Genomic DNA, 23,562 nt, shown 5'->3' with positions numbered 1-23,562 from the left:
GCATGCCGAACCGGCATCGCCCGGATGAGCTTTTCTGGGGCATGGCTCAATGGGTCGGTCTGCTAGGGTCCCATCCGAGTTTCGTTCCAGAAACAAGGCCCTAGCGCAAATCCATGTCCAGAGAACAACGTCCCCGGCGTGAACGCCGCGCCGCGCGCGGATTGAATCAGCTGCCGTGGCGCACCTACCGCAATCCCTATAGCCCCATCCAGGCGGTCACCGCCGACCAGTTGGAGGCGATCCACAACGCCTCCCTGCGCATCCTGGAGGAGCTCGGCATCGAGTTCCTGGACGACGAGGCGCGCGCGATCCTGAAGCGCCAAGGCGCCGAGGTTCAGCCGGACGGCACCCGCGTGCGCATGCCGCGCGAGCTGGTGCTCAGCCATGTTGCCAAGGCGCCGCGGGAATTCACGCTGCATGCGCGCAACCCGGCACATAACCTGACCTTCGGGGCCAACCACATCAATTTCGGCTCGGTGGCTTCGGCGCCGAACGTGTCCGATCTCGACCGCGGCCGGCGGCCGGGCAACTTCTCGGACTATTGCGATCTCCTGAAGCTGGTGCAGACCTTCAACGTCATCCAGTTCACCGGCGGCTATCCGGTGGAGCCCGCCGATCTCCCACCCGCGACCCGGCATCTCGACGCGCATTACGCGGCGATCACTTTGACCGACAAGATTTGGCATCCCTATTCGCTCGGCCGCGAGCGCATCGAGGATGCGATCGAGATGATCTGCATCGCCCGCGGCATCGACAAGGCGCAGCTGGCCCGGGAGCCGAGCGTCTTCTCGATCGTGAACAGCAATTCGCCGCTGCGGCTCGATATCCCGATGCTGCAAGGCCTGATGGCGATGGCGCGCCACGGGCAACCCGTCGTGCTGACGCCGTTCACGCTCTCGGGCGCGATGGCCCCGGCCACCGTTGCGGGCGCGCTGGCGCAGCAGAATGCCGAGGCGTTGGCCGGCATCGCCTTCATCCAGATGGTCAATCCCGGCGTACCCTGCGTCTATGGCGGCTTCACCTCGAATGTCGACATGAAGACCGGCGCCCCGGCCTTCGGCACGCCGGAATATACCCGCGCGGCACTGGTCGGCGGCCAGCTGGCGCGGCGCTACGGCTTGCCCTATCGCTCCAGCAATGCCTGCGCGGCGAATGCGGTCGATGCCCAGGCGGCCTACGAATCCGAGATGTCGCTCTGGGGTGCGGTGATGGGACATGCCAATCTCATTCTGCACGGCGCCGGCTGGATGGAAGGCGGCCTGGTCGCCTCGTTCGAGAAGCTGGTGGTCGATGTCGAGCTCATCCAGTCGATGGCCGAGTTCATGCAGCCGCTGGTGGTCGATGAGGATACGCTGGGTTTCGAGGCGATGAAGGAAGTCGGCCCCGGCGGCCATTTCTTCGGCGCCCAGCACACACTGGCGCGCTACGAGAAGGCGTTCTACTCGCCGCTGCTGTCGGACTGGCGGAATTTCGAGAACTGGCGCCTGGCCGGCGCGCTGGATACCGCGCAGCGGGCCAATCAGATCTGGAAGCAGGCGCTGGCCGATTTCGCCGCGCCGGCGCTTGACCCGGCGATCGACGAGGCGTTGCGCGACTTCGTGGCGCGGCGGAAGGAAGCGGGCGGCGTCAAGGCCGCCTGATGGATCTTACGGAACAGAGCTCGATCTTGCGATCGTCCGGGCGGCGCCGCGCCATGTCGCGCCGCCGCAGGGTGAAAAGTGCTGCGTCAAAGCTGCTTCAGCCCAAATCGCTTCAAGGGGCATTGCTGAGCAGATCCTCCGTACTGCCGTGCCGTCTCCCGGAGAACGGCACGGCAGATCACGGAGCTCATCTCCGGCCTTAGTACCCGTAACCACGGCTCCCCGCGCTGCCGCTCAACGAAGCCGCATTGCGCGAAATCCGGATCCAGCGGTCGCTTTCGACGATGGTGTGCGTGCTGCCGACGGTCTGCACTTCGCACTGGCCACGCTCGATCGCGGCGAGGAGCTGGTTGCCCGTCATCTCGGAGCATTCCATGGCATGTGCGTTGCTCGCCAGAACAGTGGCCGACAGCGCAGCGGCGCAAGCCGCGAAAGTGATCTTCTTGGTAAACATGGTCAGGGTCTCCCGTTTTGAAGAGGTTCGACAACCGAGCCTCTGCGTTATTGGTGCGGCCTCGGCCCCTCCAGGTTCGTGCGCCGCGAATTTTCCTTTGATCGGAGGTTTGTTGAATTGGATCCGGGACTTGCGGCCTGCGACTCCGGGTGGAGCGCTGTGACGCGGGTCACCGGGCGGCGTGGCAAACGCGCCGGCTGAAGCGCGAAGGGGGCGGAAGCTGCGCATGCAAGCGCAGGCGGAACGGTGCCGTGAGAACGGTGCCGGTGGAGACAGAGTGGCGTGGGGAAGCTCGGTGGAGCCTAAAACGAGGAAGGCGCCCGACGGGGATGAACGTCGGGCGCCTGTGACCTCGAGGCGGGTCCGTGGGGACGGTTGGGTGTAGTTCCCGCCTCGCATCAGTAAGGTAGTCACAGCCGGGCAAAAGTTCTGTGACCGCGATCACAAGGCCGCTCCACACGTGGTCAAGACTCGAAAACCGTTGAACAACAACACATTCGGATGGTTGAAAAGCCGCGGAAAACCGGGGGAGAACCGGCCCGCCCGGCATTGGTTGCGGTTGGGCGGCCATGCTAAACTTGGCCGTTCAGTGAGGGATGCGGATCAGAGAGGGAAGCGATGAAGGCGCGTGTTGCGGCGGCGATGCTCGGGGTCGGTCTGCTTGGCCTGTTCGGGAATCTTCCGGCCGAGGCGGAGAACAGCGTGAATGTCGGCGCGCTCTCCTGTCATGTCTCCGGCGGCGTCGGCTTCATCTTCGGATCCTCCAAGGATCTCGACTGCATCTTCAAGCATGCGAACGGCGAGACCGAGCGCTACAGCGGCGAGATCAACAAATACGGCGTCGATATCGGCTTCACGACCGAGAGCCGGATCATCTGGGGCGTGTTCGCGCCCGGCCAGGTCTCCAAGGGATCGCTGGCCGGCCATTACGGCGGCGTCAGCGGCGAGGTGGAGCTCGGCCTCGGCCTCGGCGCCAACGTGCTGCTCGGCGGCAGCTCGAAGCAGATCGCCCTTCAGCCCTTGAGCATCACCGGCGGCATCGGGCTGAACGTCGCCGCGGGCATTGCCTCCATCACCCTGGAAGCCGGCAAGTAGCCTGACCGCCCGAGACCCGATCATGCGTTCGATCCTTGTCGTGGCCGCCGCAGCGCTCGCGCTGTCGTCCGCGCATGCTCTTGCGCAGCCGCAAGGGCCGTATCCGGTCTCCGGCAGTTGCGCCGGCCTGCCGAAAGTCACCGGCATTCACGCCGCGCCCGGCCTCTGCGTCGGCCTGGTTGCGTCAGGCCTGAAGTTTCCGCGCGGCCTGCTGCCGCTCAAAGACGGCCGGGTCCTGGTTGCCGAGATGATCGGCTGGGGCACCAAGAACGGCCGGATCACGATGCTCACGCCCGACGGCAAGGGCGGCTATGCGAAGAAGCAGATCCTGAAAGGCCTGAAGCAGCCGCATGGGCTGGTGCTGGGGCCGGACGGCAAGATCTATGTCGGCGTGGTCGGCGGCATCAAGCGCTTCGACCTCGGTAACCCGGAGAAGACCGTCGAGGACGTCATCGGCGGCAAGTCCGCGGTCAAGGGCCCGCCGGGCGATGGCCGTCATCCGTTGGTCAGCATGATCTTCACCCAGCGCAAGACGCTGCTGGTCAATGTCGGCTCGGCCAGCAACAATTGCGAACGTGCCAACGGCGATCTGCCGAAGCCCGACCAGATCTGCCCGGAAACCAGGGCGCCGGCCGGCCATGGGCTGGTGCGCGAGTACGAGTTCGACTGGGCGACCGGGAAGGCCAAGGGCTGGATCGTCTTCGCCGAGGGCCTGCGCAATTCATTGGCGCTGGTGGAGTTTCCCGAGAGCGGCGTGGTGTTGCAGGGCGAGAATGCCCGCGACAGCATCGACGACCTGATGCCGGATCTCCCCAACGACAATGATCTGCCGCCGGACGAGATCAACGAGCTCACCGCCGGCGGCCGCTACGGCTGGCCCTATTGCTACGGCGCCAACATCGCCAGTCCCGAATACAAGGGCAAGGACTGCAGCGGCTATCACCCGCCGCTGGTCCCGCTGCCGGCCCATGCGGCGCCGCTCGGCATGGCCTATTGGGACGGCGGCCTTGCGGTCGGTTATCACGGCTATCGCGACACCGGCCACCGCATCGTCTGGTTCCCGATCGACGCCGATGGCCGGCCGCTGAACCAGCCCAAGGAGCTGGTCTTCGACTGGGTGAACCCCGACGGCGCACCGACCGATCTCAAGGCCGGCGCCGACGGCGCCCTCTATGTGACGGAGGACCATAACGGCACGGTCCTCCGCCTCAGCAAGGAATAGCTACTCGTTCGCCTGCACCGCCATCTGCATGTCGCGCTGCCGGCGCTTCTCGGCCTGGGCCATGTAGATCGTGGAGGCGATCACACCGGTCGCGACGACCGCGATGATCAGGCTGGCCAAGGCGTTGATCTCCGGATTGAGACCCAGGCGCACCTTCGAGAAGATCACCATCGGCAGCGTGTTGGCGCCAGGACCGCTGGTGAAGGCCGTGATCACCAGGTCGTCGATCGAAATGGTGAAGCCCAGCAGGAAGCCGGAGACGATGGCCGGCGCCACGATCGGCAGGGTTATCACGAAGAACACCTTCAGCGGCCTGGCCCCGAGGTCCTGCGCCGCCTCCTCGAGCGAGATGTCGAGCGTGGAGAAGCGCGACTGCATCACCACCGCGATATAGGACATCGTGAAGGTGATATGGGCGATGGTTACCGTCAACTGCCCGCGTCCCTGCGGCCAGCCGATCAGCTGTTCCATGGAGACGAACAGCAGCAGCATCGAAAGACCGGTGATGACTTCCGGCATGACCAGTGGTGCGGTCACCATGCCCGACAGGACGATGCGGCCGCGGAACAAGCCGAAGCGGGCGAGGACATAGCCGGCGATCGTGCCGAGGATCGTCGCGACGGTCGAGCTGATGATCGCGATCTTCAGGCTGAGAATGAAGGCGTTGATGATCTGGTCGTTGTGCATGAGCGAGCCGTACCACTGGGTGGAGAACCCGCCCCAGACGGTGACCAGCTTAGACGCATTGAATGAGAACACGACCAGCGAGATGATTGGCCCATAGAGGAAGATGTAGCCGAGCACCATCACCAGGATGATGAACCAGGAGAGCCGCTTGGTCATTTGCCGGCCTCCGCTTCCTTGTTCTGGTAGTATTGGTAGAAGGTGATCGGCACCACGAGCAGCAGCAGGACCATGATGGCGATCGCGGATGCCGCCGGCCAGTTTCGGTTCTGGAAGAAGACGTTGTAGAGCTCGCGCCCGATCATCACGGTGTTAGAGCCGCCGAGCAACTCGGGGATCACGTATTCGCCGACCGCCGGGATGAAGACCAGCATCGATCCGGCGACGATGCCGGGGAAGGACAGCGGTACCGTTATCATGAAGAAAGCCTTCAACGGCTTGCAGCCGAGATCGGCCGCCGCCTCGAGCAACGTCAGGTCCATCTTCTCCAGGTTCGCGTAGAGCGGCAGGATCATGAACGGCAGGTAGGAATAGACGATGCCGATGTAGACCGCGAACTGCGTGTTCATCATCGGCAAGGGCGCATCGATGAGGCCGGTCCACATCAGCACGTTGTTGATCACGCCGTTGGATTTCAGCAGCCCGATCCAGGCATAGACCCGGATCAGGAACGAGGTCCAGAACGGCAGGATGATCAGCATGAGCAGAGCATTGCGGATCGTGGGGCCCGACCGGGCGATGCCATAGGCGATCGGATATCCGATCAGCAGGCAGTAGATCGTGGACCAGAACGCGGTCTGCACCGAGTTCCAGTAGGCCTTGAAGTAAAGCGGCTCGCTGAACAGAAAACCATAGGCCGAGAGCGAGGGCTGCAGGTCCAGTTCGCCGGAAAAGAAGCAGCCGATCAGCGAGGTTGAGGCCGGATCGGCGCAGATGAAGAGCGACGTAAACGGCGGTTGCGCGATCGCGAGACGCGCGAAGCTGATCTTCAGCACGATCAGGAATGGGATGAGGAAGAACAGCGTCAGCCAGAGATAGGGGATCAGGATCACCGCCGTGCGCGGCCTGAATCCGAGGGCGCTCAGTACGCGCCGGATGCTCTGGGCGCCGGGGGCGCGGTGCAGGCGGCTGTTGCCCAACGTCGTTTCGTCGCTCATGTTGCCCCTCACGACATCAGCACGACAGGAGAGTTGGCGTGCCAGGTCAAGGTGACCCGGTCGTCCCAGCCGATTTCCTGCTCGGCGGCCCGCATCTGGTTCGGCATGGTCACCTTGACCTCCTTGCCGCTGTCGAGCGCCACCAGGTAGATCGAGAGGTTGCCCATGTAGGCGATGCCCTTGACCGTGCCCTTGAGGCAGTTGTAGGGCTCGCCGCGTTCGCCCTTGGTGAGGGTCATCTTTTCCGGTCGGATCGCCGCCCAGACCTGGGCGCCGGGCGAGGAGGAGATGCCGTGATCGACGTAGATCCGGCCGCCGGCGTCGGGCGAATCGATCAGCACGTGATCGGGCTCGTCCTCGATCAGCCGGCCCTCGAACAGGTTGACCGAGCCGACGAAGTCGGCGACATGCTTGGTGTTGGGGTATTCGTAGATCTCCTGCGGCGTGCCGATCTGGACGATCTGGCCCTGGTGCATGACGCCGATCCGGGTCGAGAGCGTCATCGCCTCTTCCTGGTCGTGGGTCACGACGATGAAGGTGATGCCGAGCTTGTCCTGGATGTTCATGATCTCGAACTGGGTCGCCTCGCGCAGCTTCTTGTCCAGCGCGCCCAAGGGCTCGTCGAGCAGCAGCAGCTTCGGCGCCTTCACCAAAGCGCGGGCGAGCGCCACGCGCTGGCGCTGGCCGCCGGAGAGCTGGTGCGGCTTGCGCTTGGCGAACTGGGTGAGCTGGACCATGTCGAGAATCTGCTTCACGCGCTCCCTGATCTCGCCGGCCGGTACCTTGTCCTGCTTCAGGCCGAAGGCGACGTTGGCCTCGACGGTCATGTGCGGGAACAGCGCATAAGACTGGAACATCATGTTGGTCGGCCGCGCATAGGGCGGAATCCCGGCCATGTCGATGCCGTCGATATAGATTTTGCCGGAGCTCGGCTCCTCGAAGCCCGCCAGCATGCGAAGCAGCGTGGTCTTGCCGCAACCGGAGCCGCCGAGCAGCGAGAACAGCTCGCCGCGATAGATGTTGAGCGAGACGTCGTTGACCGCGACGAAGTCGCCGAATTTCTTGGTGACGTTCTCGATGCGGATGTAGGGTTCGGCACCCGGCTCTTTCCAAGGCGTGCTGGTGAGACTGTGGGCCGGTTTCTCTGCTGCCATGATGCTTCCTATTGTCCGGTCTTGAAGCGGGTCCATTCCCGCGTGATGAGCTGCTGGATTTCCGCGTCGCGCACGACGCTGGGATAGCCGTTGGCCATGACCTTGGGGTCCGGGTAGATCGCCGGATTGTCGAGGATGTCCTTGTTGACGTATTTCATCGCCGCCATGTTGGCGGTCGCATAATAGGTGAAGTTGGTATTGGCCGCCGCCACCTCGGGCCGCATCATGAAGTCGATGAACAGCATGGCGTTCTTCGGATGCGGCGCATCCTTCGGCACCACCATGGCGTCGAACCAGATGTTGGTGCCTTCCTTCGGTATGGTGTAGGCGAGGTTGATCTTGATCTTGGCGTCGATCGCGCGCTGGGTCGCGGTCGCATAGTCGCCCGACCAGCTCATCGCGATGCAGAGATCGCCGTTGGGCAGGTCGTTGAGATAGCCGGCGGAGTCGAACTTCCGGATATAGGGCCGGACCTTCATCAGCATATCGACCGCCGCCTTGATGTCGGCTCCGTCCTGGGAGGTCGGGTTCTTGCCCATATAGGCGAGCGCCAGTGGGATCACGTCCTCCGGGGAGTCCAGGAAGGAAATGCCGCAATCCTGGAACTTCGACAGCACCTCGGGATCGAAGATCATCTTCAGGCTGTCGACCGGCGCATTCTTCATGCGCTTCTGGATCATGTCGACATTAAAGGTGAAGCCGTTGGTGCCGTAGTTGTACGGCGCCGCATACTGGTTGCCGGGATCGGCCTGCTTGGAGAGCAGGTCCAGGATCCAGCGGTCGATGTTGCTCATGTTGCCGAGCGCGGTCTTGTCGAGCTTCATGTAGAGCCCGGTCCGGATGCCGCGCGCGAAATAGTTGGAGGAAGGGAAGACGACGTCGTAGCCGGTATGTCCGGTCAGCAGCTTGGCTTCCAGGGTCTCGTCGCCGTCATAGGTATCGTAGTTGACCTTGATCCGGTATTCCTTCTCGAACGCCTTCACCGTCTCCATATCGATATAGTCGGACCAGTTCGAGACATTGAGGATCTTCTCTGCGTCCGTCTCCTGGGCCGCGGCCGGAAGCATCGACAGCAGAATCCCCGTGCCCAAGGCGGCGGCCCAAGCCATCGCCCTTGGCCATGCGGTCGATTGCGCCATCGCACCCTCCCTGTAGAGAGCCGGCCCCTTGGAATCCAAGCGGAATTCCGACAGAACGCCCTGTTATCAGCGTCCGGATTGCAACCGGAACGTCATTGTAGCCCCGCCGTCATCAGACCGCGTCCGGGACCGGATTGTCAATCGCAGCCCATTCCGAGCCTTCGGGAAAAGAAAAACCCCGCGCCCAGAGGCTGGACGCGGGGTTCGATGCGATCACGATCGAGGCGGGCTTACTGGCCGGTCTTGATCGTCGTCCAGGTGCGGGTTCGCAGCTGGTCGAGCTCGGGCGAGGCGACCTTGTCGCCGGCGAGCTTGGCCATCACGTCCGCCGGCGGATAGATCGCCGGGTTGTTCTTGTCTTCCTCGGCGATCAGGCCCTTGTCGACCGCGGCCTTGTTCGGCGAGGCGTAATGCACATAGTTGGCATTGTCCGCGGCGACCTGCGGATCGAGCATGTTGTTGATGTATTTCAGGCCTTGCTCGACATTGGCCGCGTCCTTGGGCATGGCGAGGTTGTCGACCCAGAGCAGTGCGCCTTCCTTCGGGATGACATACTGGATCTTCACGCCGTTCTTGGCCTCGTCGGCGCGGGTCTGGGCGATGCCGAAATCGCCGTTCCAGCCGATCGCCAGGCAGATCTCGCCGTTGGCGATGTCGTTGATGTAGCTGGAGGAGTGGAAATACTTGATGTTCGGCCGGACCGCGGTCAGGACCTTCTGGACTTCGGCATAGTCCTCGGCCTTCTCGGTATGCGGATCTTTGCCGAGATAGATCAGCACCGACTGCAGGATGTCGCTCGGCGCGTCGAGCATGGTGACGCCGCAATCCTTGAACTTGGAGACGACTTCCGGCTTCAGCACGAGATCCCAGCTGTCGGTCGGCGCACCCTCCGGCATCGCCGCCTTGATCTTGTCGACATTGTAGCCGATGCCGACCGTACCCCAGAAATAGGGCACCGAGTATTCATGGCCGGGATCGAAGGCTTCGGTCGCCTTCATCAGCACCGGGTCGATGTTGGCGATGTTCGGCAGCTTCGACTTGTCGAGCTTCTGGAACACGCCGGCCGCGATCTGGCGGCCGAGGAAGGCGCCCGACGGCACCACCACGTCATAGCCGGTGTTGCCGGCCAGCAGCTTGGCCTCCAGCGTCTCGTTGGAGTCGAACACGTCATAGGTGACGGCAATGCCGGTCGCCTTGGTGAAATTCTCGTTGGTGTGCTCGCCGATATAGTCGGACCAATTGTAGACATTGACCTTGCCGCCGCTGCTATCGGACGCGGCCGGCGTGGCGGCCGCTTCCTGGGTGGCCGCCGGAGCGGGGGTCGTGGCCGCTTCGTTGGTGGTCGCGGGCGCGGCGCTGCTCGATTGCTCGGCTTGGGACGATTCCTGTTTCTCTTCCTTGCCGCAGCCGGCCAGTAGCAGCGCCGACACGATCGCGACCGTGCCAATCGAAAATGCTCTCACGATGTCCTCCAGGTTTGGGTCTCAGCGGATTGGGTCATTTCGACTGTCTCGGGCGCGGAGTCGGGTCCACGCCAGCAAATCCATGCGCATTTGTCCTCGCCCATGGCGGAAAAGTCAACCGAGGCGGTATTGAACCGCGACGATAGTCGAACTTGCGAAGCACCGGTAATTGCGGGAAATTCGGCCCCTCAACAAAGCTCCACAGGGAGGAGAGGGGACATGAATCATCGGTCTAATCGTCGCTCATTTATCAAGAATGCAGGCCTGGTTGCGGCAGCAGCCGGCGGCAGCGCGACCGTGGCGGCGCCCGCCATCGCGCAAGCGGCGCCGGAGCTGAAATGGCGCCTGACCTCGGGCTTCCCCAAGGCCTTGGATACAATCTACGGCGGCGCCGAGCGGTTCGCAAAGGCTGTCAGCGAGATGACCGACGGCAAGTTCCAGATCCAGGTCTTCGCCAGCGGCGAGATCGTCCCCACCCCGGGCGTGGTCGATGCGGTGCAGAACGCCACCGTCGAGATGGCGCATACCGCGAGCTACTACTATTTCGGCAAGGAGCCGACCTTCGCCTTCGGCGCGGCGGTGCCGTTCTGCCTCAACAGCCGCGGCCAGAACGCCTGGTTCTACTACGGCGGCGGCAATCAGCTGATGGACGACTTCTACGCCAAGTTCAAGATGGTCGGCTTCCCCTGCGGCAATACCGGCGCGCAGATGGGCGGCTGGTGGCGCAAGGAGATCAAGACCGTCGCCGATATGCAGGGCGTGAAGTTCCGGGTCGGCGGCTTCGGCGGCGCGGTCATGGCCAAGCTGGGCGTGGTGCCGCAGAACATCCCCGGGGGCGACATCTATCCCGCCCTGGAAAAGGGCACGATCGACGCCGCGGAATGGGTCGGTCCCTATGACGACCAGAAGCTCGGCTTCGACAAAGTGGCGAAGTTCTATTACTACCCCGGTTTCTGGGAAGGCGGCGCCACGCTGCATGCCTTCGTCAACCAGGACAAGTGGAACGAGCTGCCGAAGAGCTACCAGACGGTCCTGAAGACCGCGGCGGCCTATGTTAACGTCGACATGCAGGCGCAGTATGACGCGCTCAACCCGAAGGCGCTGCGCGAGCTGGTAGGCCGCGGCGTGCAGCTGCGCGCCTTCTCGAACGAGATCCTCTCGGCCTGCTTCGATGCCGCGCAGCAGACCTGCAACGAGATGAGCGAGAAGAGCGCGGACTTCAAGAAGGTGTTCGAATCCGTGAAGGCCTTCCGCAACGAGGAATATCTCTGGTTCCAGGTTGCCGACGGCACCTACGACAACTTCATGTACAACCAGCAGCGCGCCGGCAAGCTGAACCAGTAAGCCCTAACGCTCGAGCGAAGAGGGCTCCGGAGCAATCCGGAGCCCTTTCTCTTTACCCGGACGGGGTGCCGAAGTTCGGCCCGGAATCCGGCTGTCCTTCGGCGGGTGCCGGCGCGGGCGTGCCGAAGTTCGGCCCGTCGGCCGGTGCTTCCGATCCCGAAGGCGCCGGTGCTGGCGTTGTGCCGAAATTGGGCGCGGCGGGCGCGCCGTTCTCCGGCGCCGGTGCGGGCGTGGCGCCGAAATTCGGCTGCCCGGTGTTGAAGTCTGGGCCGCCCGAGGGTTGCTGCGTATCGACCGCGGCCGGTGGTGCGCTGTGATCGACATCCTGATAGCGCATGACCATGCCGGGGAAGGCGATGGTGAGGCCGATCATCAGGATCTGGATGCAGACGAAGGGAATCGCGCCCCAGTAAATCTGGCCGGTGGTCACCGGCGCCGTCATTTGGCCGGTGACGCGATCCTTATAAGGCACCTTGGCCGCCACCGAGCGGAGATAGAACAGCGAGAAGCCGAACGGCGGGTGCATGAAGGCCGTCTGCATGTTGATGCCGAGCAGCACGCCGAACCAGATGAGGTCGATGCCGAGATGCGCCGCAGCGGGCCCCAGCAGCGGCACGACGATGAAGGCCAATTCAAAGAAATCGAGGAAGAAGGCAAGCACGAAGACCAGCGCATTGACCACGAGCAGGAAGCCGATCACGCCGCCGGGCAGGCCGGTCAGCAGGTGCTCGACCCAGACATGGCCGTCGACGCCGTAGAAGGTGAGGCTGAAGACGCGCGAGCCGATCAGGATGAACAGCACGAAGGCCGAAAGCTTGGTGGTCGATTCCAGGGCTTGGCGGACGATGCCCCAGTTGAGCCGGCGCTTGATCGCGGCCAGCGCCAGCGCGCCGACCGCACCCATGGCGCCACCCTCGGTCGGCGTGGCGACGCCGATGAAGATCGTGCCCAGGACCAGGAAGATCAGGATCAGCGGCGGGACCAGCGCGACGATCACGCGGACCAGCAGCTGGAAGCCCTTCAGCGTCCGGAATTCCTTCGGCAGAGCCGGCGCGAAATGCGGCTTGATCAGCGTCACGAGCAGGATGTAGCCGGCATAGAGGCCGGAGAGAACAAGGCCCGGAACGATCGCACCCTCGTACATGTCGCCGACCGACTTGCCGAGCTGGTCGGCCATGACGATCAGCACCAGGCTCGGCGGGATGATCTGCGCCAGCGTGCCGGAGGCGGCGATGACGCCGCTGGCGAGCCGCCGGTCGTAGCCGTAGCGCAGCATGATCGGCAGCGAAATCAGGCCCATGGCGATCACCGAGGCCGCGACCACGCCGGTGGTGGCGGCGAGCAGGGCGCCGACGAAGATCACCGCATAGGCGAGGCCGCCGCGGATCGGCCCGAACAGCTGTCCGACGGTCTCGAGCAACTCCTCGGCCATGCCGGATCGCTCGAGGATCAATCCCATGAAGGTGAAGAAGGGAATGGCGAGCAGGGTCTCGTTGCCCATCACGCCGAAAATGCGCTCCGGCAGGGCCTGGAAGAAGGTCGGGTGGAACAGGCCGACCGAGATGCCGATGATGCCCCAGAGCAGGCCGTTGAAGGCGAGGGCGAAGGCGACCGGGTAGCCGAGCAGCAGCACCACGACCAGCGAAGCGAACATGATCGGCGCCATGTTCGCGATGAGGAAGGCTTCCATGCGTCTTCCCCGCTACTCGACCGCCAGGGGCGTGTGGTGAGCCTCCTGGAACTCAGGGATGACACCCGCGATCACGGCGATGCGCTTGATGAGCTCGGAGATGCCCTGCAGGAACAGCAGCGCGAAGCCGACGACGATGCAGGCCTTGGCCGGCCAGACGATGAGCCCGCCGTAATTGCTGGAGCCTTCGCCGATCCGATAGGACTCCATCATGTTGGGCCAGGTCTCCCAGAGCATCAGCGCGCAGAACGGCAGCAGCATGAAGACATGGCCGAACAGCTCGATCGCGTGGCGAACCGCCTTCGGCAAGTGGTTGGAGATGATGTCGATCCGGATATGCTCGTTCCGCTGCAACGTGTAGGCCGCGGCGAAGAGATAGGCCGCTCCGAACAGGTACCATTGCAGCTCGAGGAAGGCATTCGAGGAGAGATCAAAGGCCTTGCGCGAGACGGCATTGGCGGCACTGACCAGCGTCGCGGCCAGGATGAGCCACATGACGAGGCGGCCGATCAGGGCGTTGGCCCGGTCGATCGCACGGCTGACGGCGAGCAATGCGCCCATGGCTTGGCGTTCCCCTTCCTCTCGGTCCGCGAGGACCGGGTGACTATCCGGTTATGACGTCAGGTTCCTGCCGGTCACGGCCTCCCCAGAACGTCCTCCACTGACCGCAAGTTATTGTTTTGACCGCAAGCGCGGCGCGCCGGCCGTTTGCGATACCCGAACGGCGCGTCAGCAGATTGTGCAGTTTCTTCCGTCAGTTCAAGCCATTTGCTCGCCCGACTCGCAAACCGCGACTTTGGTCGTAAGGGAAGGCCCGCTCAGGCGGAGGCGGTCAGCCGGCGGGATAGTCGAACTTCGCGTCCCGCGCGTCGGCGAAGGCCGCATAGGATATGCGGGTCCAGGCCATCGCCTGCTTCCGGAACTTGAAGTAGGAGCTGGCGATCTTGCGGGTGGTGTCGTCGCCCTTGTCGTAGAGCTCCTGCATCGTCTCGCCCGCCGCGGTGCCGAAGGCGGCGATCACCGGCCGGGGAAACTGCTTCAGCTGCACCTTGTACTCGTTGACCAGGGTCGCGAGCGCCGCCGGATTGCGCCCGGCATATTCCGCCTGGCAGATCGCGTTCTCGGCCGCGCAGGCCGCGGCGACGATCTGCTTCAGGTCGTCGGCGAGCTCGTCATACTTGCGCTTGTTGACCAGGCATTCGATTCCGCAGCCCGGCTCCTGGAAGCCAGGCCAATAGCAGAGCTTGGTGATCTTGTAGAGGCCGAGCGAGAGATCGTTGTAGGGGCCGATCCATTCGGCGCCGTCGAGGTTCTCCGACTGCAGGCTGTCGAAGATCTCGCCCACCGGAAGGTTGACCGGTTTCGCCCCAAGGCGCGCCAGCACCTGGGTGGCGTAGCCCGACGAGACCGCAACGCGGAAGCCGGTGAGATCCTTGACCGAGTTGATCTCCTTCTTCATCCAGCCGCCCATCTGCACGCCGGTATTGCCGGCGAGGAAGGGCTTGACGCCGAACGGGCCGTAGAGCTCGTCCCAGAGCTCCTGCCCGCCGCCGAAGGAGATCCAGCCCGCGAACTCGTCCGGCGCGAGGCCGAACGGCACGGATGAGAACAGGCCCGCTGCCGGCGCCTTGTCGAGATGGTAATGCGCGAAGTCATGCGCCATGTCGGCGCCGCCCTGGGAGACCGCGTCGAGGCACTGCGTCGCCGGTACCAGCTCGCCCGCCGACAGCACCTTCACCGTCAGCCGTCCGCCGGACAGATTGGCGATCCGGTCGGCCAGCCGCTCGGCCCCGGAGCCGAGCCCCGCCATGCCCTTCGGCCAAGCGGTCACCATCTTCCATTCGATCTTGTCCTGGGCGATGGCAGGCTTGGGCAATGCGGAGGCGACGCTGGCTCCAGCGGCGACACCCGCTCCAGCCAGAAACCCGCGGCGATTCATTCAGTGGCCTCCCCCGGTTCAGCCCGGGAAACGAGATGGGGCGAGGAAGCGCGCCCAAAAATGCCGCCCCGCGGTGCGAGGCCGGCCGTTGCGGCGCCTAAGCTAACAACCTTCATGCAGCAAAGGAAGAACGACAAAATTCCGCCCAAGACCGGACCAAAGCACCGCGTATCAATCGAAGTCTTCGTCGAGCGGCGCCAGGCGCACCCAGCCCTGCGGGCCATAGGCCTCGATCGGCCGGAAGCGCCGCTTGTAATCCATCTTCTGGCTGCCGGCGACCCAATAGCCGAGGTAGACATAGGCGAGGTTCCGGCGCTGCGCCTCCTCGATCAGCCAGATAACGATGAAACTGCCCAGGCTGTTCCGCGCGAGATCCGGCTCGAAGAAGCTGTAGACGGCGGAGATCCCGTCCTGTCCCCAGTCGGTCAGGCAGGCGGCGACCAGCTTGCCCTTCTGGTCGCGGAACTCGACGATCCGCGTGTCGACCGGGCTGTCGCCGACCATGCTGGCATAATCCTGCGGGCCCATGCCGACCATCTCGCCGTCATTGTGCCGGGCCTCGAGGTAGCGGGCGAACAGCTTGAACTGCTCCTGGGTCGGCACCGCGTCGGTCACGGTCGCGCGCAGGTCGACATTGCGCTTCATCACCCGGCGCAGCGAGCGCACCGGCTCGAAATCCGGGGCGACGATTCTGACCGGCACGCAGGCGCGGCAGCCGGCGCAGGCCGGGCGATAGGCGATCGAATGGCTGCGCCGGAATCCGGCATGGGAGAGGATCTCGAACAGCTCCGGCGATTGCGCGCCGGACAGCTCGGTGATGATCTTGCGCTCCATCCGCCCGGGCAAATACGGGCAGGGGACCTCGGTGGTCACCAGAAAGGGGATGGGAAACCCGCGGCCTTGGACGCTCATGGCTGCGAATCTTAAGCGAATCCGGGGCGTTGCGCTAGTCGGAGGACGCCCTCAGGGCTCCTTGTTCAAGGTCAAGTCGCCCCCGCAGCCTCGGCCCGGTAGACCAGGATGCCGGCCAGATGGTCGTGCAGCAGCCGCCCACGCGGATCGAAGAACCCGAAAAGCAGGATCAGGAAGCCGGTGGTCGGCACCGTCACGTAGTACATCGCGGTCATGATGACGCCGCGCAGCATGCCCGGATTCTCGCCGTTCCAGGCGACGGTCCGGAGGCCCATGGCGCGCATGCCCGGGGTCGCGGCGCGCCGTCCGCCGATGGTCGCCGCGGCCAGCACGAAATGCACGAAGGGCGTGCCGAAGATGAAGGCGGGCAGGCCGAGCAGGCCGAGGGTGCCGACGGTCAGCGTGCAGGAGACTGCGAACAGCATCGCGACGATGACGAAGGCGATCAGCGCATCGATCACGTAGGCGAAGATGCGGCGCGAGAAGACACCGTCATAGAGCGCCGGATCGCTCAGCCATTCCGGCTCGCGCCATTCGAGCGCGGCGGCATCGAAGCTGCTGTTCCGTCCCGCCCCCGCGCGGGACCCGAGAAGAATCAGCGGGGGTTTCCGGTCGCCCAAGTGAAACTCACTGCTGGTTCACGCCAATCCGCTATATGGCCCGGCGAAACCCCAATGCAAGTGGGGTCGGGTCTTCACGGCCGCGTGTGCCCCTTCAGCCGTCATGCGCGGACTTGATTCGCGCATCTCGTGGCGGCGTGCAGATTGCCGGTCGATCCCGGCAATGACGATATTAACTGCCTAGTGCGTGCTGTTCGCGGGGGCCGCGCTTTGGTTCGTGATGCTCTCCGGCAAGGCCGGATCCGACGGCACGATCTCCGGTGGCGGGGCGGTCGGCTCGGCCGATGCCGGCGCGACCGGTGCAGGTGTCGGGCCGGCGGCCGGAGCTTGCGCCGGAGCCGGAGCGGGCGCGTTCGCGCCCTGCGTGCCCGGATTGGGAGCCGGCTTGTCGCGCAGCAGCACGATGGAGATGCGGCGGTTCTCCGGCGACAGCGGGTTGTCCTTGATCTTCGGATCGGTGTCGGCGCGGCCGGAGACGTTCTCGATCCGCCTGTCGTCGACGCCGTTGGTCACCAGCGCGCGCCGCGCGGCGTTGGCGCGATCGGTCGAGAGCTCCCAGTTGCTGTAGTCGGCGCGGCCTTGGTAGGGCGTCGCGTCGGTATGGCCGGAGATCGAGAGCTTGTTGTCGAGCGGCGCCACCACATGCGCCACCAGCGACAAGAGCTGCCGGCTGCGCTCGTTCATCGTGGCGCTGCCCGACGGGAACATCGAGACCTTCTCCTTGTCGAGCAGCTGGATCAGCAGGCCTTCTGGCGTCTGCTGGATGTCGATGTTGTTCTTCAGGTCGGCGAGCCCCGGATCCTGCTGGATCTGCTCCTCGATCTTCTGCTTCACGTCCTCGAACTGCTTCTGCTCGGCCTTGGCGACGACTTGCTGCGCTTCTTGAACGTCGACCGGTTTCTCGGCCTTCTGCTGATCCTCGGCCGGAACCGCTTCGGTCTGCGAAGTGGGCTTCGGCTCGTCCTGGGCGTCTTCCTGGGCGTCCTCGATATCGACCTGCGCCTGTGCAGCGGAGGCACCATCGACCGCCATCATCACCGCGGGCTGGCCGTTGAGGATCGCTTCCTGCGATTGCTGGTTCTGCGGGGCGATGGTTGGCTTGAAATACTGCGCAATGCCCTTCTTCTGTTCCTCGGTCACCGCGTTCAGCAGCCAGAGCAGCAGGAAGAAGGCCATCATCGCGGTCACGAAGTCGGCATAGGCAACCTTCCAGGCACCGCCATGATGGGCGCCACCCGACTTCTTGATCCGCTTGATGATGATTGGTCTGTCTTCGGCCACTGCCTGCGGCTCCTCGTCAGACCGCCGGGAGGGCGCTCACCGCCTCTTCGACTTCGTAGAAGCTCGGCCGGTCCGTGGACCAGAGCATCTTGCGCGCGAACTCGATGGAAACCGCCGGCGGATAGCCCTGCATATGGGCGAGCAGGCCGGCCTTGATGCACTGGAAGTATTTGGAATCCGCGTTGTCCACGCCGTTCATCGCCCCGGCGAGCGGCGCCACCAGGCCGTAGGACATCAACACGCCGAAGAAGGTGCCGACCAGCGCCGCGCCGATCAGATGGCCCAGCACTTCCGGCGGCTCGGTGATCGAGCCCATGGTGTGGATGACGCCCAGCACCGCGGCGACGATACCGAGCGCCGGCATGCCGTCCGCCATCAGCTGCATGGCGTGCGAGGCGTTGTGCTGCTCGGCATGGTGCGCTTCGAGCTCGGCGTCGATCAGCGTTTCGACCTCGTTCGCATTCTCGGTGCCGAGAGTCATCATGCGCAGGTAGTCGCACAGGAACTCGACCGCGTGATGGTTGTGCTGGACCTTGGGGAAGGCCGCGAACAGGGCGCTCTCGTCCGGCTTCTCGATGTGCTGCTCCAGCGCCAGCATGCCTTTGGTCTTGGCCAGGCGGAACAGCTGGTAGAGCAGGCTCAGCAACTCGACATAGTCGCCCTTCTTGTAGGTCGGGCCCTTCAGCGCCCGCTTCAGCCCGGCGCCGACCGCCTTCAGGTTGGTCTTGGTGTTGCCGATGACGAAGGCGCCGACCGCGGCGCCCAGGATGATGACGAACTCGTTCGGCTGGAACAGCACGCCGAAATGGCCACCGGCCATCAGGTAACCGCCGGCAACAGCGCCAAAGACAATGATAGTGCCGACGATGACGAGCATGCGGGGACGGGACCGGACTTTGATTCGAACCGGCCCAACCATTACCCAATAGAGTTAAAACTTGGTTAGGGTCGGACCTATCGGTCCGTTTATTGAGACTTGTCTTCGGACCGCGATGAGAGCCGGCGGGTCGGGAAACCGCCGGATTCCAGGGCGGAAATGATCTCATCCACGTGTGCGGCGTTGCGCGTCTCGATCACGGCATCGACGTCGGCACGCTTCACCGGCAGGTCGAAAAACATGCGTTGGTGATAGATTTCGATGATGTTGCCGCCGGTTGAACCGATCAGCCGGGCCAGATGGCCGAGCACGCCGGGCTGGTCGGAGATCTCGATCCGGAGCGTCACCACCCGCCCGTCGCGGATCAGCCCGCGCATCAGCACCTGGGCCAGAAGCCGCGAATCGATGTTGCCACCGCTGACGATGATAACGACATCGCGGCCCTTGAATCGCCAGGGATCGATCAGCAGAGCCGCGAGGCTGGCGCCGCCGGCCCCCTCGGCCACCAGGCCCTGACGTTCCACAAGAATGTGCACTGCGTTTTCGAGCTGGTTTTCGTTGACCAGCAGAAGGTCGGCGGTATGGCGCTGGATGATCGCCTGGGTGAGGCGGCCCGGCGACTTCACCGCGATGCCGTCGGCGATGGTCTGGCCGCGGTTGTCGGGCGGCAGCTGCTTCACCGCATGATGCATCGAGGGATAGAGATCGGCCTCGACGCCGTAAATCTGCACGTCCGGCTTCTTCTCCTTCACCGCGATGGCGATACCGCTGATCAACCCGCCGCCGCCGATCGGCGCGATCAGGCTGTCGAAGGCGGGCAGCTCTTCCAGGATTTCGAGACCGATCGTGCCCTGGCCGGCGACGATCAGCGGATCGTCGTAAGGATGGACGAAGACCAGGTTTTCCTTGGCCGCGACCTCGCGCGCATAGACCGCCGCCGCATCGATCGTGTCGCCCTCGAGCACGACCTTGGCGCCGAAGCCGGCGGTCCGCTCCACCTTGGTGAAGGGTGTCGCCTTCGGCATCACGATGGTCGCCGGAATGCCGAGGCGCTGCGCGTGATGGGCGACGCCTTGTGCATGGTTGCCGGCCGACATGGCGATGACGCCGCGCTTGGCTTCTTCCGGCGTCAGGCAGAGCAGCTTGTTGAGCGCGCCGCGGTCCTTGAAGGAGCCGGTGAACTGCTGGTTCTCGAGCTTCAGGTGCACGCTGTTCGCACCGGACATCGCCGCCAGGCGCGGCGAGTTGACCAGCGGGGTGCGCACCACCTGGCCGTGGATGCGTCCAGCGGCGGCGCGAATGTCATCGGCGGTCGGAAACACGAGGTCGGACGACAAGATTAGTTCCCCGGTAGCAGCGTCAGTCTGTGGACGGACGGCTGCACGATAGAGCGATATTGGCCGTCACGCCAGTCCAGCAGCCCGTCGGCATAATGCTCCGACAGCGGGTTGCCGGACTGGCCGCCGGCCAGCGTCGCCATGGCTTGCATCGGATCGGCGAGATCGACCACGATCCGCATGGTGGGGCCATGCACATCGGCGAATTCCAGCGGATCGTCGGACTCGGCCGGTACGGCGCGGTTGAGCGTATACATGTCGCCGTCGGTCGCGAGCTTCGGGTCCAGCCAATCGCCCAGCAGCGGCACGTTGCCGAACACCGGATGGCGGAAATGCATCTGGTGCAGCGCGCCCCACTTCCAGTCCGCGGCATCGGTCTTGAAGTGATCGCGCAGCCGGTCGGTCGCATCTTTCAATGTGGCACTGAGCAACGCGCTGCAGCTCTCCGGCGCGCAGCCACGGGGATCGCGCACCAGCGCTTTCAGCACATCGTCGTTCCAGAACCACCAGTCGTCATAGGACCCGCCGAGCCTCTTGCGCAGCAGCTTGTTGGCGGTGAGCGAGACCCAGAGCGTCGCGATCGATGGCTCGGCGCGGTCGAGGGCGGCATGCCCGTCCCAGCGCTCCAGCATGCCGGTGATAACCGGGTCGCCGTCCTTCACCAGCGGCAGCCAGGACTGCACCAGATCGCGCAGCGGGCCTGAGAGCGTGTCGCGCTGGATCTTCTCCATATCCTCGATGGCAAATTTCGGCTTGGCCTGCAGCAGGTCGGCGATGCGCCGATAGCGCCCATCGTCGAACCAGCGGCCGGCGATGAAATGCGGGTAATCGTCGGCGACGACCTTGTTGTTCGCGGTCGCGAGCCATCCGGCCTCGGGGTCGCGGGATTGCGGCAACTGGTCGAAGGGCAAAGTGCCGGTCCAGTCATAGTCGCCGGTCCAGCCCGGCGCCGGCAGCAGGCCATTCGCATAGACCTTGCGCCGCAGCGGCACCCGCCCCGCGGCAACGAAGCCGATATGGCCTTCGCGATCGGCGAAGACCACGTTCTGCTGCGGGGCATGGAAATCGGCGAGCGCCGTGCGGAACTCGTCGGCCGAGCGCGCCATGTTCATGGCGTAGAGTCCGTCGGCGGTGCGGTCGTCCGGCAGCAGGAAGGCGGCCGACAGGGCGAAGACTGGATCATCCTGATTCCGATCCTTGTCGAGGTCGGAGACGACCGGTCCATGCCGCGTGCTGCGCACATCGATCACCAGATCGGCGCCGCCCTTGACCTTGATGGTCTCCTTGCGGGTCTCGAACGGCGCGGAACCTTCCGGCGTCTGATAGAGGTTGGGATTGCCGGCGATCGGCTTTTCCTCGAACAGGTCCTCGGTATCGCCGCTGGTGGTGGTCAGGCCCCAGGCGACCAGGTCGCTGGTGCCGATGACGACCAGCGGCATGCCCGGGCTGGTCGCGCCGACCCATTGCCGCTCCGGTGTCACGATATGCACTAGGTACCAGATCGACGGCGCACCGAGGCCGAGATGCGGATCGTTGGCCAGCAGCGGCGCGCCGCTTTCGCTCTTCTGCGGGCCGACCACCCAGTTGTTGGAGGCGATGCTCAGGCGCCCGAACCAGGGCGCCGGCAGCCCGGCCAGCGACTTTGCCTCCGGCAGCAGCAGCTGGAAGAGCTCCGGCGGCAGCGTCTTCTGCAAGGTGAGGTTAAGCCGCTCCTCGCGCCAGTTGGCCGAGAGCTGCAAGGCCATGATCCGGCCCCAGACCAGGGAATCCGCCGGCTTCCAGGGTTCCGGCGTGATGCGCAACAGCTGGAATTCCAGCGGCAGGGCGCCGCGCCGTTGCTTCAGGAACGCGTTGACGCCCGCCGCATAGGCATCGAGCGCGGCCTTCAGTCCCGGTCCTGCCGCGGCCGCTTGCGCCTCGGCCGTGCGGTAGAGGCCAAGCGTGCGCATCAGCTTGTCGGTCGATAGGCCGGCATCGCCGATCGCTTCGGAGAGTCGCCCGGCGCCGACCCGGCGCATCAGCTCCATCTGGAACAGCCGGTCCTGGGCATGGGCGAAGCCGATGGCGAAATAGGCGTCGTTCGGCGATTGCGCCTTGATGCTCGGCACGCCGCGATCGTCGCGCGCGATCTCAATCGGCGCGGAGAGTCCCGCCACGCTGATCGCGCCGTCGACCTGCGGCAGCGACGTGCGGAGCCAGAAATACCCGCCGATTGCCGCGACAATGACCAACAGCAGCAGCGCCAGCAGTCCGCGACCGAGCCATTTGAACACGCGCCGCATCGGGCTCAGGGAAAGTCCGCCAGGATGCGGGCGCGGTCGCCGTCCAGCGCCGGCGCGGCGGCGCGCTTCTCGGCATCGGGATAGGCCGACATCTTGATCGGCATGCCGGCGACCATCAGCGGCGCGACACTCGGGTCATCGACCGGCAGCACCATGTTGCGGGCCTGGACCTGCGGGTCATGCACCGCCTGCTCGACATTGTTGATCGGCGCGCAGGGAATGCCGGCGGGCAACAGCAGGTCGAGCCAATGCTGGGTCGGGTGATGGACCAGCATGTCCTCGAGCTCCGCCTTCAGCAGCACGACATGGTCGCTGCGCGCGGCGTTGGTGGCGAAGCGCGGGTCTTGCGCGAGGGCGGGGCAACCCATGGTCTGGCAGAACCTGGCGAACAACTCGTCATTGCCGCAGGCGATCACGACATGCCCGTCCTTTGTCTGGTAGGGCTCGAAGGGCGCGATCGACGGGTGACGCGCGCCCTGCGGTTTCGGCGGCTGGCCGCTGGCGAAATAACGCGCGATCGAATTCTCCAGCAGTGCCACTTGGGAATCCAGCATGGCGACATCGACCATCATGCCTTCGCCGGTCTTGGTGCGATGATGCAGCGCGGTGAGGATGCCGAGGGCGGTGAACATGCCGGCGCCGAGATCGCCGATCGAGGACCCGACCCTGGTCGGCGGCCCGCCTTCATGGCCGGTGACGCTCATGATGCCGCCCATCGCTTGGGCGATGATGTCATAGGCCGCGCGCTTGGCATAAGGCCCGGTCTGTCCGAAACCCGAAGTCGAGGCATAGATCAGCTGCGGGTAGCGCCGGTGCAAGGCATCCCAGCCGAGGCCGAGCCGCTGCATCGTGCCGGGCCGGAAATTCTCGATCACCACGTCGGCGCGCTTCAGCATCCGGTGCAGGATCGCGAGGTCGTCGGCATTCTTCAGATCCAGCGCGATCGACTCCTTGCCGCGGTTCTGGGAGATGAAATAGCCAGACTTGCCGTTGATGAAGGGCCCGTAAGCCCTCGAATCGTCGCCGCCCTCCGGGTTCTCGACCTTGATCACCCGGGCCCCCAGGTCCGAGAGCAGCAGGGTGCAGAACGGCCCCGCCAGGACCCGCGTCAGATCGATGACAACAATGTCGGAAAGCGGTCCCGCCACAATCGATAACCTCAAATGTCTTCGTTCTGCCTTGATAGCCGAGGCGGGTGACAGTGGGAAGCGCCTGGGCTAAGACCTTTTCGTCACCCGCGGGCTTGACCTGCGGGTCTGGCTCCGGCAGATG

Annotated in this window: 20 protein-coding genes; 4 read left to right on the top strand and 16 right to left on the bottom strand. The window is 64.6% G+C overall.

The window, feature by feature from the left end; translation table 11 throughout:
• Positions 1-113: 113 nt before the first annotated feature.
• On the top strand, positions 114-1,640 hold the full coding sequence (locus ACYQ4T_RS24045) for a trimethylamine methyltransferase family protein (protein ID WP_459859141.1): 1,527 nt from the start codon (positions 114-116) through the stop codon (positions 1,638-1,640).
• Between the two features lie 199 nt (positions 1,641-1,839).
• Here ACYQ4T_RS24045 and ACYQ4T_RS24040 read toward each other — a convergent pair whose 3' ends face one another.
• A complete protein-coding gene (locus ACYQ4T_RS24040) occupies positions 1,840-2,094 on the bottom strand; it encodes a hypothetical protein (RefSeq protein WP_459859140.1) in 255 nt (84 codons plus the stop codon).
• 618 nt (positions 2,095-2,712) lie between these two features.
• On the opposite strand from ACYQ4T_RS24040, the gene ACYQ4T_RS24035 reads away from it, so the two are divergent.
• Together ACYQ4T_RS24035 and ACYQ4T_RS24030 are read left to right on the top strand one after the other, a co-directional pair.
• Positions 2,713-3,189 carry a DUF992 domain-containing protein gene (locus ACYQ4T_RS24035; protein WP_459859139.1) on the top strand — a complete coding sequence of 159 codons (477 nt, stop codon included), beginning with the start codon at positions 2,713-2,715 and terminating at the stop codon, positions 3,187-3,189.
• Between the two features lie 22 nt (positions 3,190-3,211).
• Positions 3,212-4,411, top strand: a complete 1,200-nt coding sequence (locus tag ACYQ4T_RS24030; RefSeq protein ID WP_459859138.1) for a PQQ-dependent sugar dehydrogenase — start codon at positions 3,212-3,214, stop codon at positions 4,409-4,411.
• Here the strand turns inward: ACYQ4T_RS24030 and ACYQ4T_RS24025 are convergent, their stop codons facing one another.
• The 5 genes from ACYQ4T_RS24025 to ACYQ4T_RS24005 form a co-directional block, all read right to left on the bottom strand.
• Positions 4,412-5,254, bottom strand: a complete 843-nt coding sequence (locus tag ACYQ4T_RS24025) for an ABC transporter permease subunit (RefSeq protein WP_459859137.1) — start codon at positions 5,252-5,254, stop codon at positions 4,412-4,414.
• Positions 5,251-6,252: an ABC transporter permease subunit gene (locus ACYQ4T_RS24020; RefSeq protein ID WP_459859136.1), complete on the bottom strand. Its 1,002-nt coding sequence runs from the start codon at positions 6,250-6,252 to the stop codon at positions 5,251-5,253. Before ACYQ4T_RS24020 ends, ACYQ4T_RS24025 begins: the two co-directional genes overlap by 4 nt.
• A gap of 8 nt (positions 6,253-6,260) precedes the next feature.
• A complete protein-coding gene (locus ACYQ4T_RS24015; RefSeq protein ID WP_459859135.1) occupies positions 6,261-7,406 on the bottom strand; it encodes an ABC transporter ATP-binding protein in 1,146 nt (381 codons plus the stop codon).
• A gap of 8 nt (positions 7,407-7,414) precedes the next feature.
• On the bottom strand, positions 7,415-8,545 hold the full coding sequence (locus tag ACYQ4T_RS24010; protein WP_459859134.1) for a polyamine ABC transporter substrate-binding protein: 1,131 nt from the start codon (positions 8,543-8,545) through the stop codon (positions 7,415-7,417).
• A gap of 230 nt (positions 8,546-8,775) precedes the next feature.
• A complete protein-coding gene (locus ACYQ4T_RS24005) occupies positions 8,776-10,008 on the bottom strand; it encodes a polyamine ABC transporter substrate-binding protein (RefSeq protein WP_459859133.1) in 1,233 nt (410 codons plus the stop codon).
• A 219-nt stretch (positions 10,009-10,227) separates the two neighbouring features.
• On the opposite strand from ACYQ4T_RS24005, the gene ACYQ4T_RS24000 reads away from it, so the two are divergent.
• The gene (locus ACYQ4T_RS24000; protein ID WP_459859132.1) at positions 10,228-11,352 is read left to right on the top strand and encodes a TRAP transporter substrate-binding protein; all 1,125 of its coding nucleotides are present in this window, start codon (positions 10,228-10,230) and stop codon (positions 11,350-11,352) included.
• Positions 11,353-11,404: 52 nt separating this feature from the next.
• Here the strand turns inward: ACYQ4T_RS24000 and ACYQ4T_RS23995 are convergent, their stop codons facing one another.
• The 10 genes from ACYQ4T_RS23995 to ACYQ4T_RS23950 all read right to left on the bottom strand — a co-directional run bounded on the left by ACYQ4T_RS23995 (position 11,405) and on the right by ACYQ4T_RS23950 (position 23,438).
• On the bottom strand, positions 11,405-13,042 hold the full coding sequence (locus ACYQ4T_RS23995; RefSeq protein ID WP_459859131.1) for a TRAP transporter large permease: 1,638 nt from the start codon (positions 13,040-13,042) through the stop codon (positions 11,405-11,407).
• 12 nt (positions 13,043-13,054) lie between these two features.
• Complete coding sequence (locus ACYQ4T_RS23990; protein ID WP_459859130.1) at positions 13,055-13,603, bottom strand: TRAP transporter small permease subunit; 549 nt, start codon at positions 13,601-13,603, stop codon at positions 13,055-13,057.
• Positions 13,604-13,874: 271 nt separating this feature from the next.
• Positions 13,875-14,981 (bottom strand): TRAP transporter substrate-binding protein, encoded by a 1,107-nt coding sequence (locus ACYQ4T_RS23985; RefSeq protein ID WP_459859129.1) that lies wholly within the window; start codon positions 14,979-14,981, stop codon positions 13,875-13,877.
• 171 nt (positions 14,982-15,152) lie between these two features.
• Positions 15,153-15,893 carry an arginyltransferase gene (locus ACYQ4T_RS23980; RefSeq protein ID WP_459859128.1) on the bottom strand — a complete coding sequence of 247 codons (741 nt, stop codon included), beginning with the start codon at positions 15,891-15,893 and terminating at the stop codon, positions 15,153-15,155.
• 71 nt (positions 15,894-15,964) lie between these two features.
• On the bottom strand, positions 15,965-16,513 hold the full coding sequence (locus tag ACYQ4T_RS23975; RefSeq protein WP_459859127.1) for an RDD family protein: 549 nt from the start codon (positions 16,511-16,513) through the stop codon (positions 15,965-15,967).
• A gap of 180 nt (positions 16,514-16,693) precedes the next feature.
• Positions 16,694-17,794: a flagellar motor protein MotB gene (motB, locus tag ACYQ4T_RS23970; RefSeq protein ID WP_459859126.1), complete on the bottom strand. Its 1,101-nt coding sequence runs from the start codon at positions 17,792-17,794 to the stop codon at positions 16,694-16,696.
• A gap of 16 nt (positions 17,795-17,810) precedes the next feature.
• Positions 17,811-18,671 carry a flagellar motor stator protein MotA gene (gene motA, locus ACYQ4T_RS23965; RefSeq protein WP_459859125.1) on the bottom strand — a complete coding sequence of 287 codons (861 nt, stop codon included), beginning with the start codon at positions 18,669-18,671 and terminating at the stop codon, positions 17,811-17,813.
• Between the two features lie 89 nt (positions 18,672-18,760).
• Positions 18,761-20,008: a threonine ammonia-lyase gene (locus ACYQ4T_RS23960; RefSeq protein WP_459859123.1), complete on the bottom strand. Its 1,248-nt coding sequence runs from the start codon at positions 20,006-20,008 to the stop codon at positions 18,761-18,763.
• 2 nt (positions 20,009-20,010) lie between these two features.
• Positions 20,011-22,290, bottom strand: a complete 2,280-nt coding sequence (locus tag ACYQ4T_RS23955; RefSeq protein WP_459859122.1) for a penicillin acylase family protein — start codon at positions 22,288-22,290, stop codon at positions 20,011-20,013.
• 5 nt (positions 22,291-22,295) lie between these two features.
• Entirely contained in the window at positions 22,296-23,438 is a 1,143-nt protein-coding gene (locus ACYQ4T_RS23950) for a CaiB/BaiF CoA transferase family protein (protein ID WP_459859121.1), read from the bottom strand.
• Between the last annotated feature and the right edge of the window lie 124 nt (positions 23,439-23,562).

The sequence above is a fragment of the Dongia sp. agr-C8 genome, from assembly GCF_054658695.1.
This window is presented reverse-complemented; position numbering and strand designations above follow the sequence as displayed.

Excerpts from the sequence above, each read along its gene's own strand:
- ACYQ4T_RS23995 (WP_459859131.1), bottom strand. The coding sequence starts at position 13,042 with ATGGAAGCCTTCCTCATCGCGAACATGGCGCCGATCATGTTCGCTTCG.
- ACYQ4T_RS24035 (WP_459859139.1), top strand. The coding sequence starts at position 2,713 with ATGAAGGCGCGTGTTGCGGCGGCGATGCTCGGGGTCGGTCTGCTTGGC.
- motA (WP_459859125.1), bottom strand. The coding sequence starts at position 18,671 with ATGCTCGTCATCGTCGGCACTATCATTGTCTTTGGCGCTGTTGCCGGC.
- ACYQ4T_RS24000 (WP_459859132.1), top strand. The coding sequence starts at position 10,228 with ATGAATCATCGGTCTAATCGTCGCTCATTTATCAAGAATGCAGGCCTG.
- ACYQ4T_RS23990 (WP_459859130.1), bottom strand. The coding sequence starts at position 13,603 with ATGGGCGCATTGCTCGCCGTCAGCCGTGCGATCGACCGGGCCAACGCC.
- ACYQ4T_RS23955 (WP_459859122.1), bottom strand. The coding sequence starts at position 22,290 with ATGCGGCGCGTGTTCAAATGGCTCGGTCGCGGACTGCTGGCGCTGCTG.
- ACYQ4T_RS24015 (WP_459859135.1), bottom strand. The coding sequence starts at position 7,406 with ATGGCAGCAGAGAAACCGGCCCACAGTCTCACCAGCACGCCTTGGAAA.
- ACYQ4T_RS24045 (WP_459859141.1), top strand. The coding sequence starts at position 114 with ATGTCCAGAGAACAACGTCCCCGGCGTGAACGCCGCGCCGCGCGCGGA.
- ACYQ4T_RS24040 (WP_459859140.1), bottom strand. The coding sequence starts at position 2,094 with ATGTTTACCAAGAAGATCACTTTCGCGGCTTGCGCCGCTGCGCTGTCG.
- ACYQ4T_RS24020 (WP_459859136.1), bottom strand. The coding sequence starts at position 6,252 with ATGAGCGACGAAACGACGTTGGGCAACAGCCGCCTGCACCGCGCCCCC.
- ACYQ4T_RS24030 (WP_459859138.1), top strand. The coding sequence starts at position 3,212 with ATGCGTTCGATCCTTGTCGTGGCCGCCGCAGCGCTCGCGCTGTCGTCC.
- ACYQ4T_RS23980 (WP_459859128.1), bottom strand. The coding sequence starts at position 15,893 with ATGAGCGTCCAAGGCCGCGGGTTTCCCATCCCCTTTCTGGTGACCACC.
- ACYQ4T_RS24025 (WP_459859137.1), bottom strand. The coding sequence starts at position 5,254 with ATGACCAAGCGGCTCTCCTGGTTCATCATCCTGGTGATGGTGCTCGGC.
- ACYQ4T_RS24010 (WP_459859134.1), bottom strand. The coding sequence starts at position 8,545 with ATGGCGCAATCGACCGCATGGCCAAGGGCGATGGCTTGGGCCGCCGCC.
- ACYQ4T_RS23985 (WP_459859129.1), bottom strand. The coding sequence starts at position 14,981 with ATGAATCGCCGCGGGTTTCTGGCTGGAGCGGGTGTCGCCGCTGGAGCC.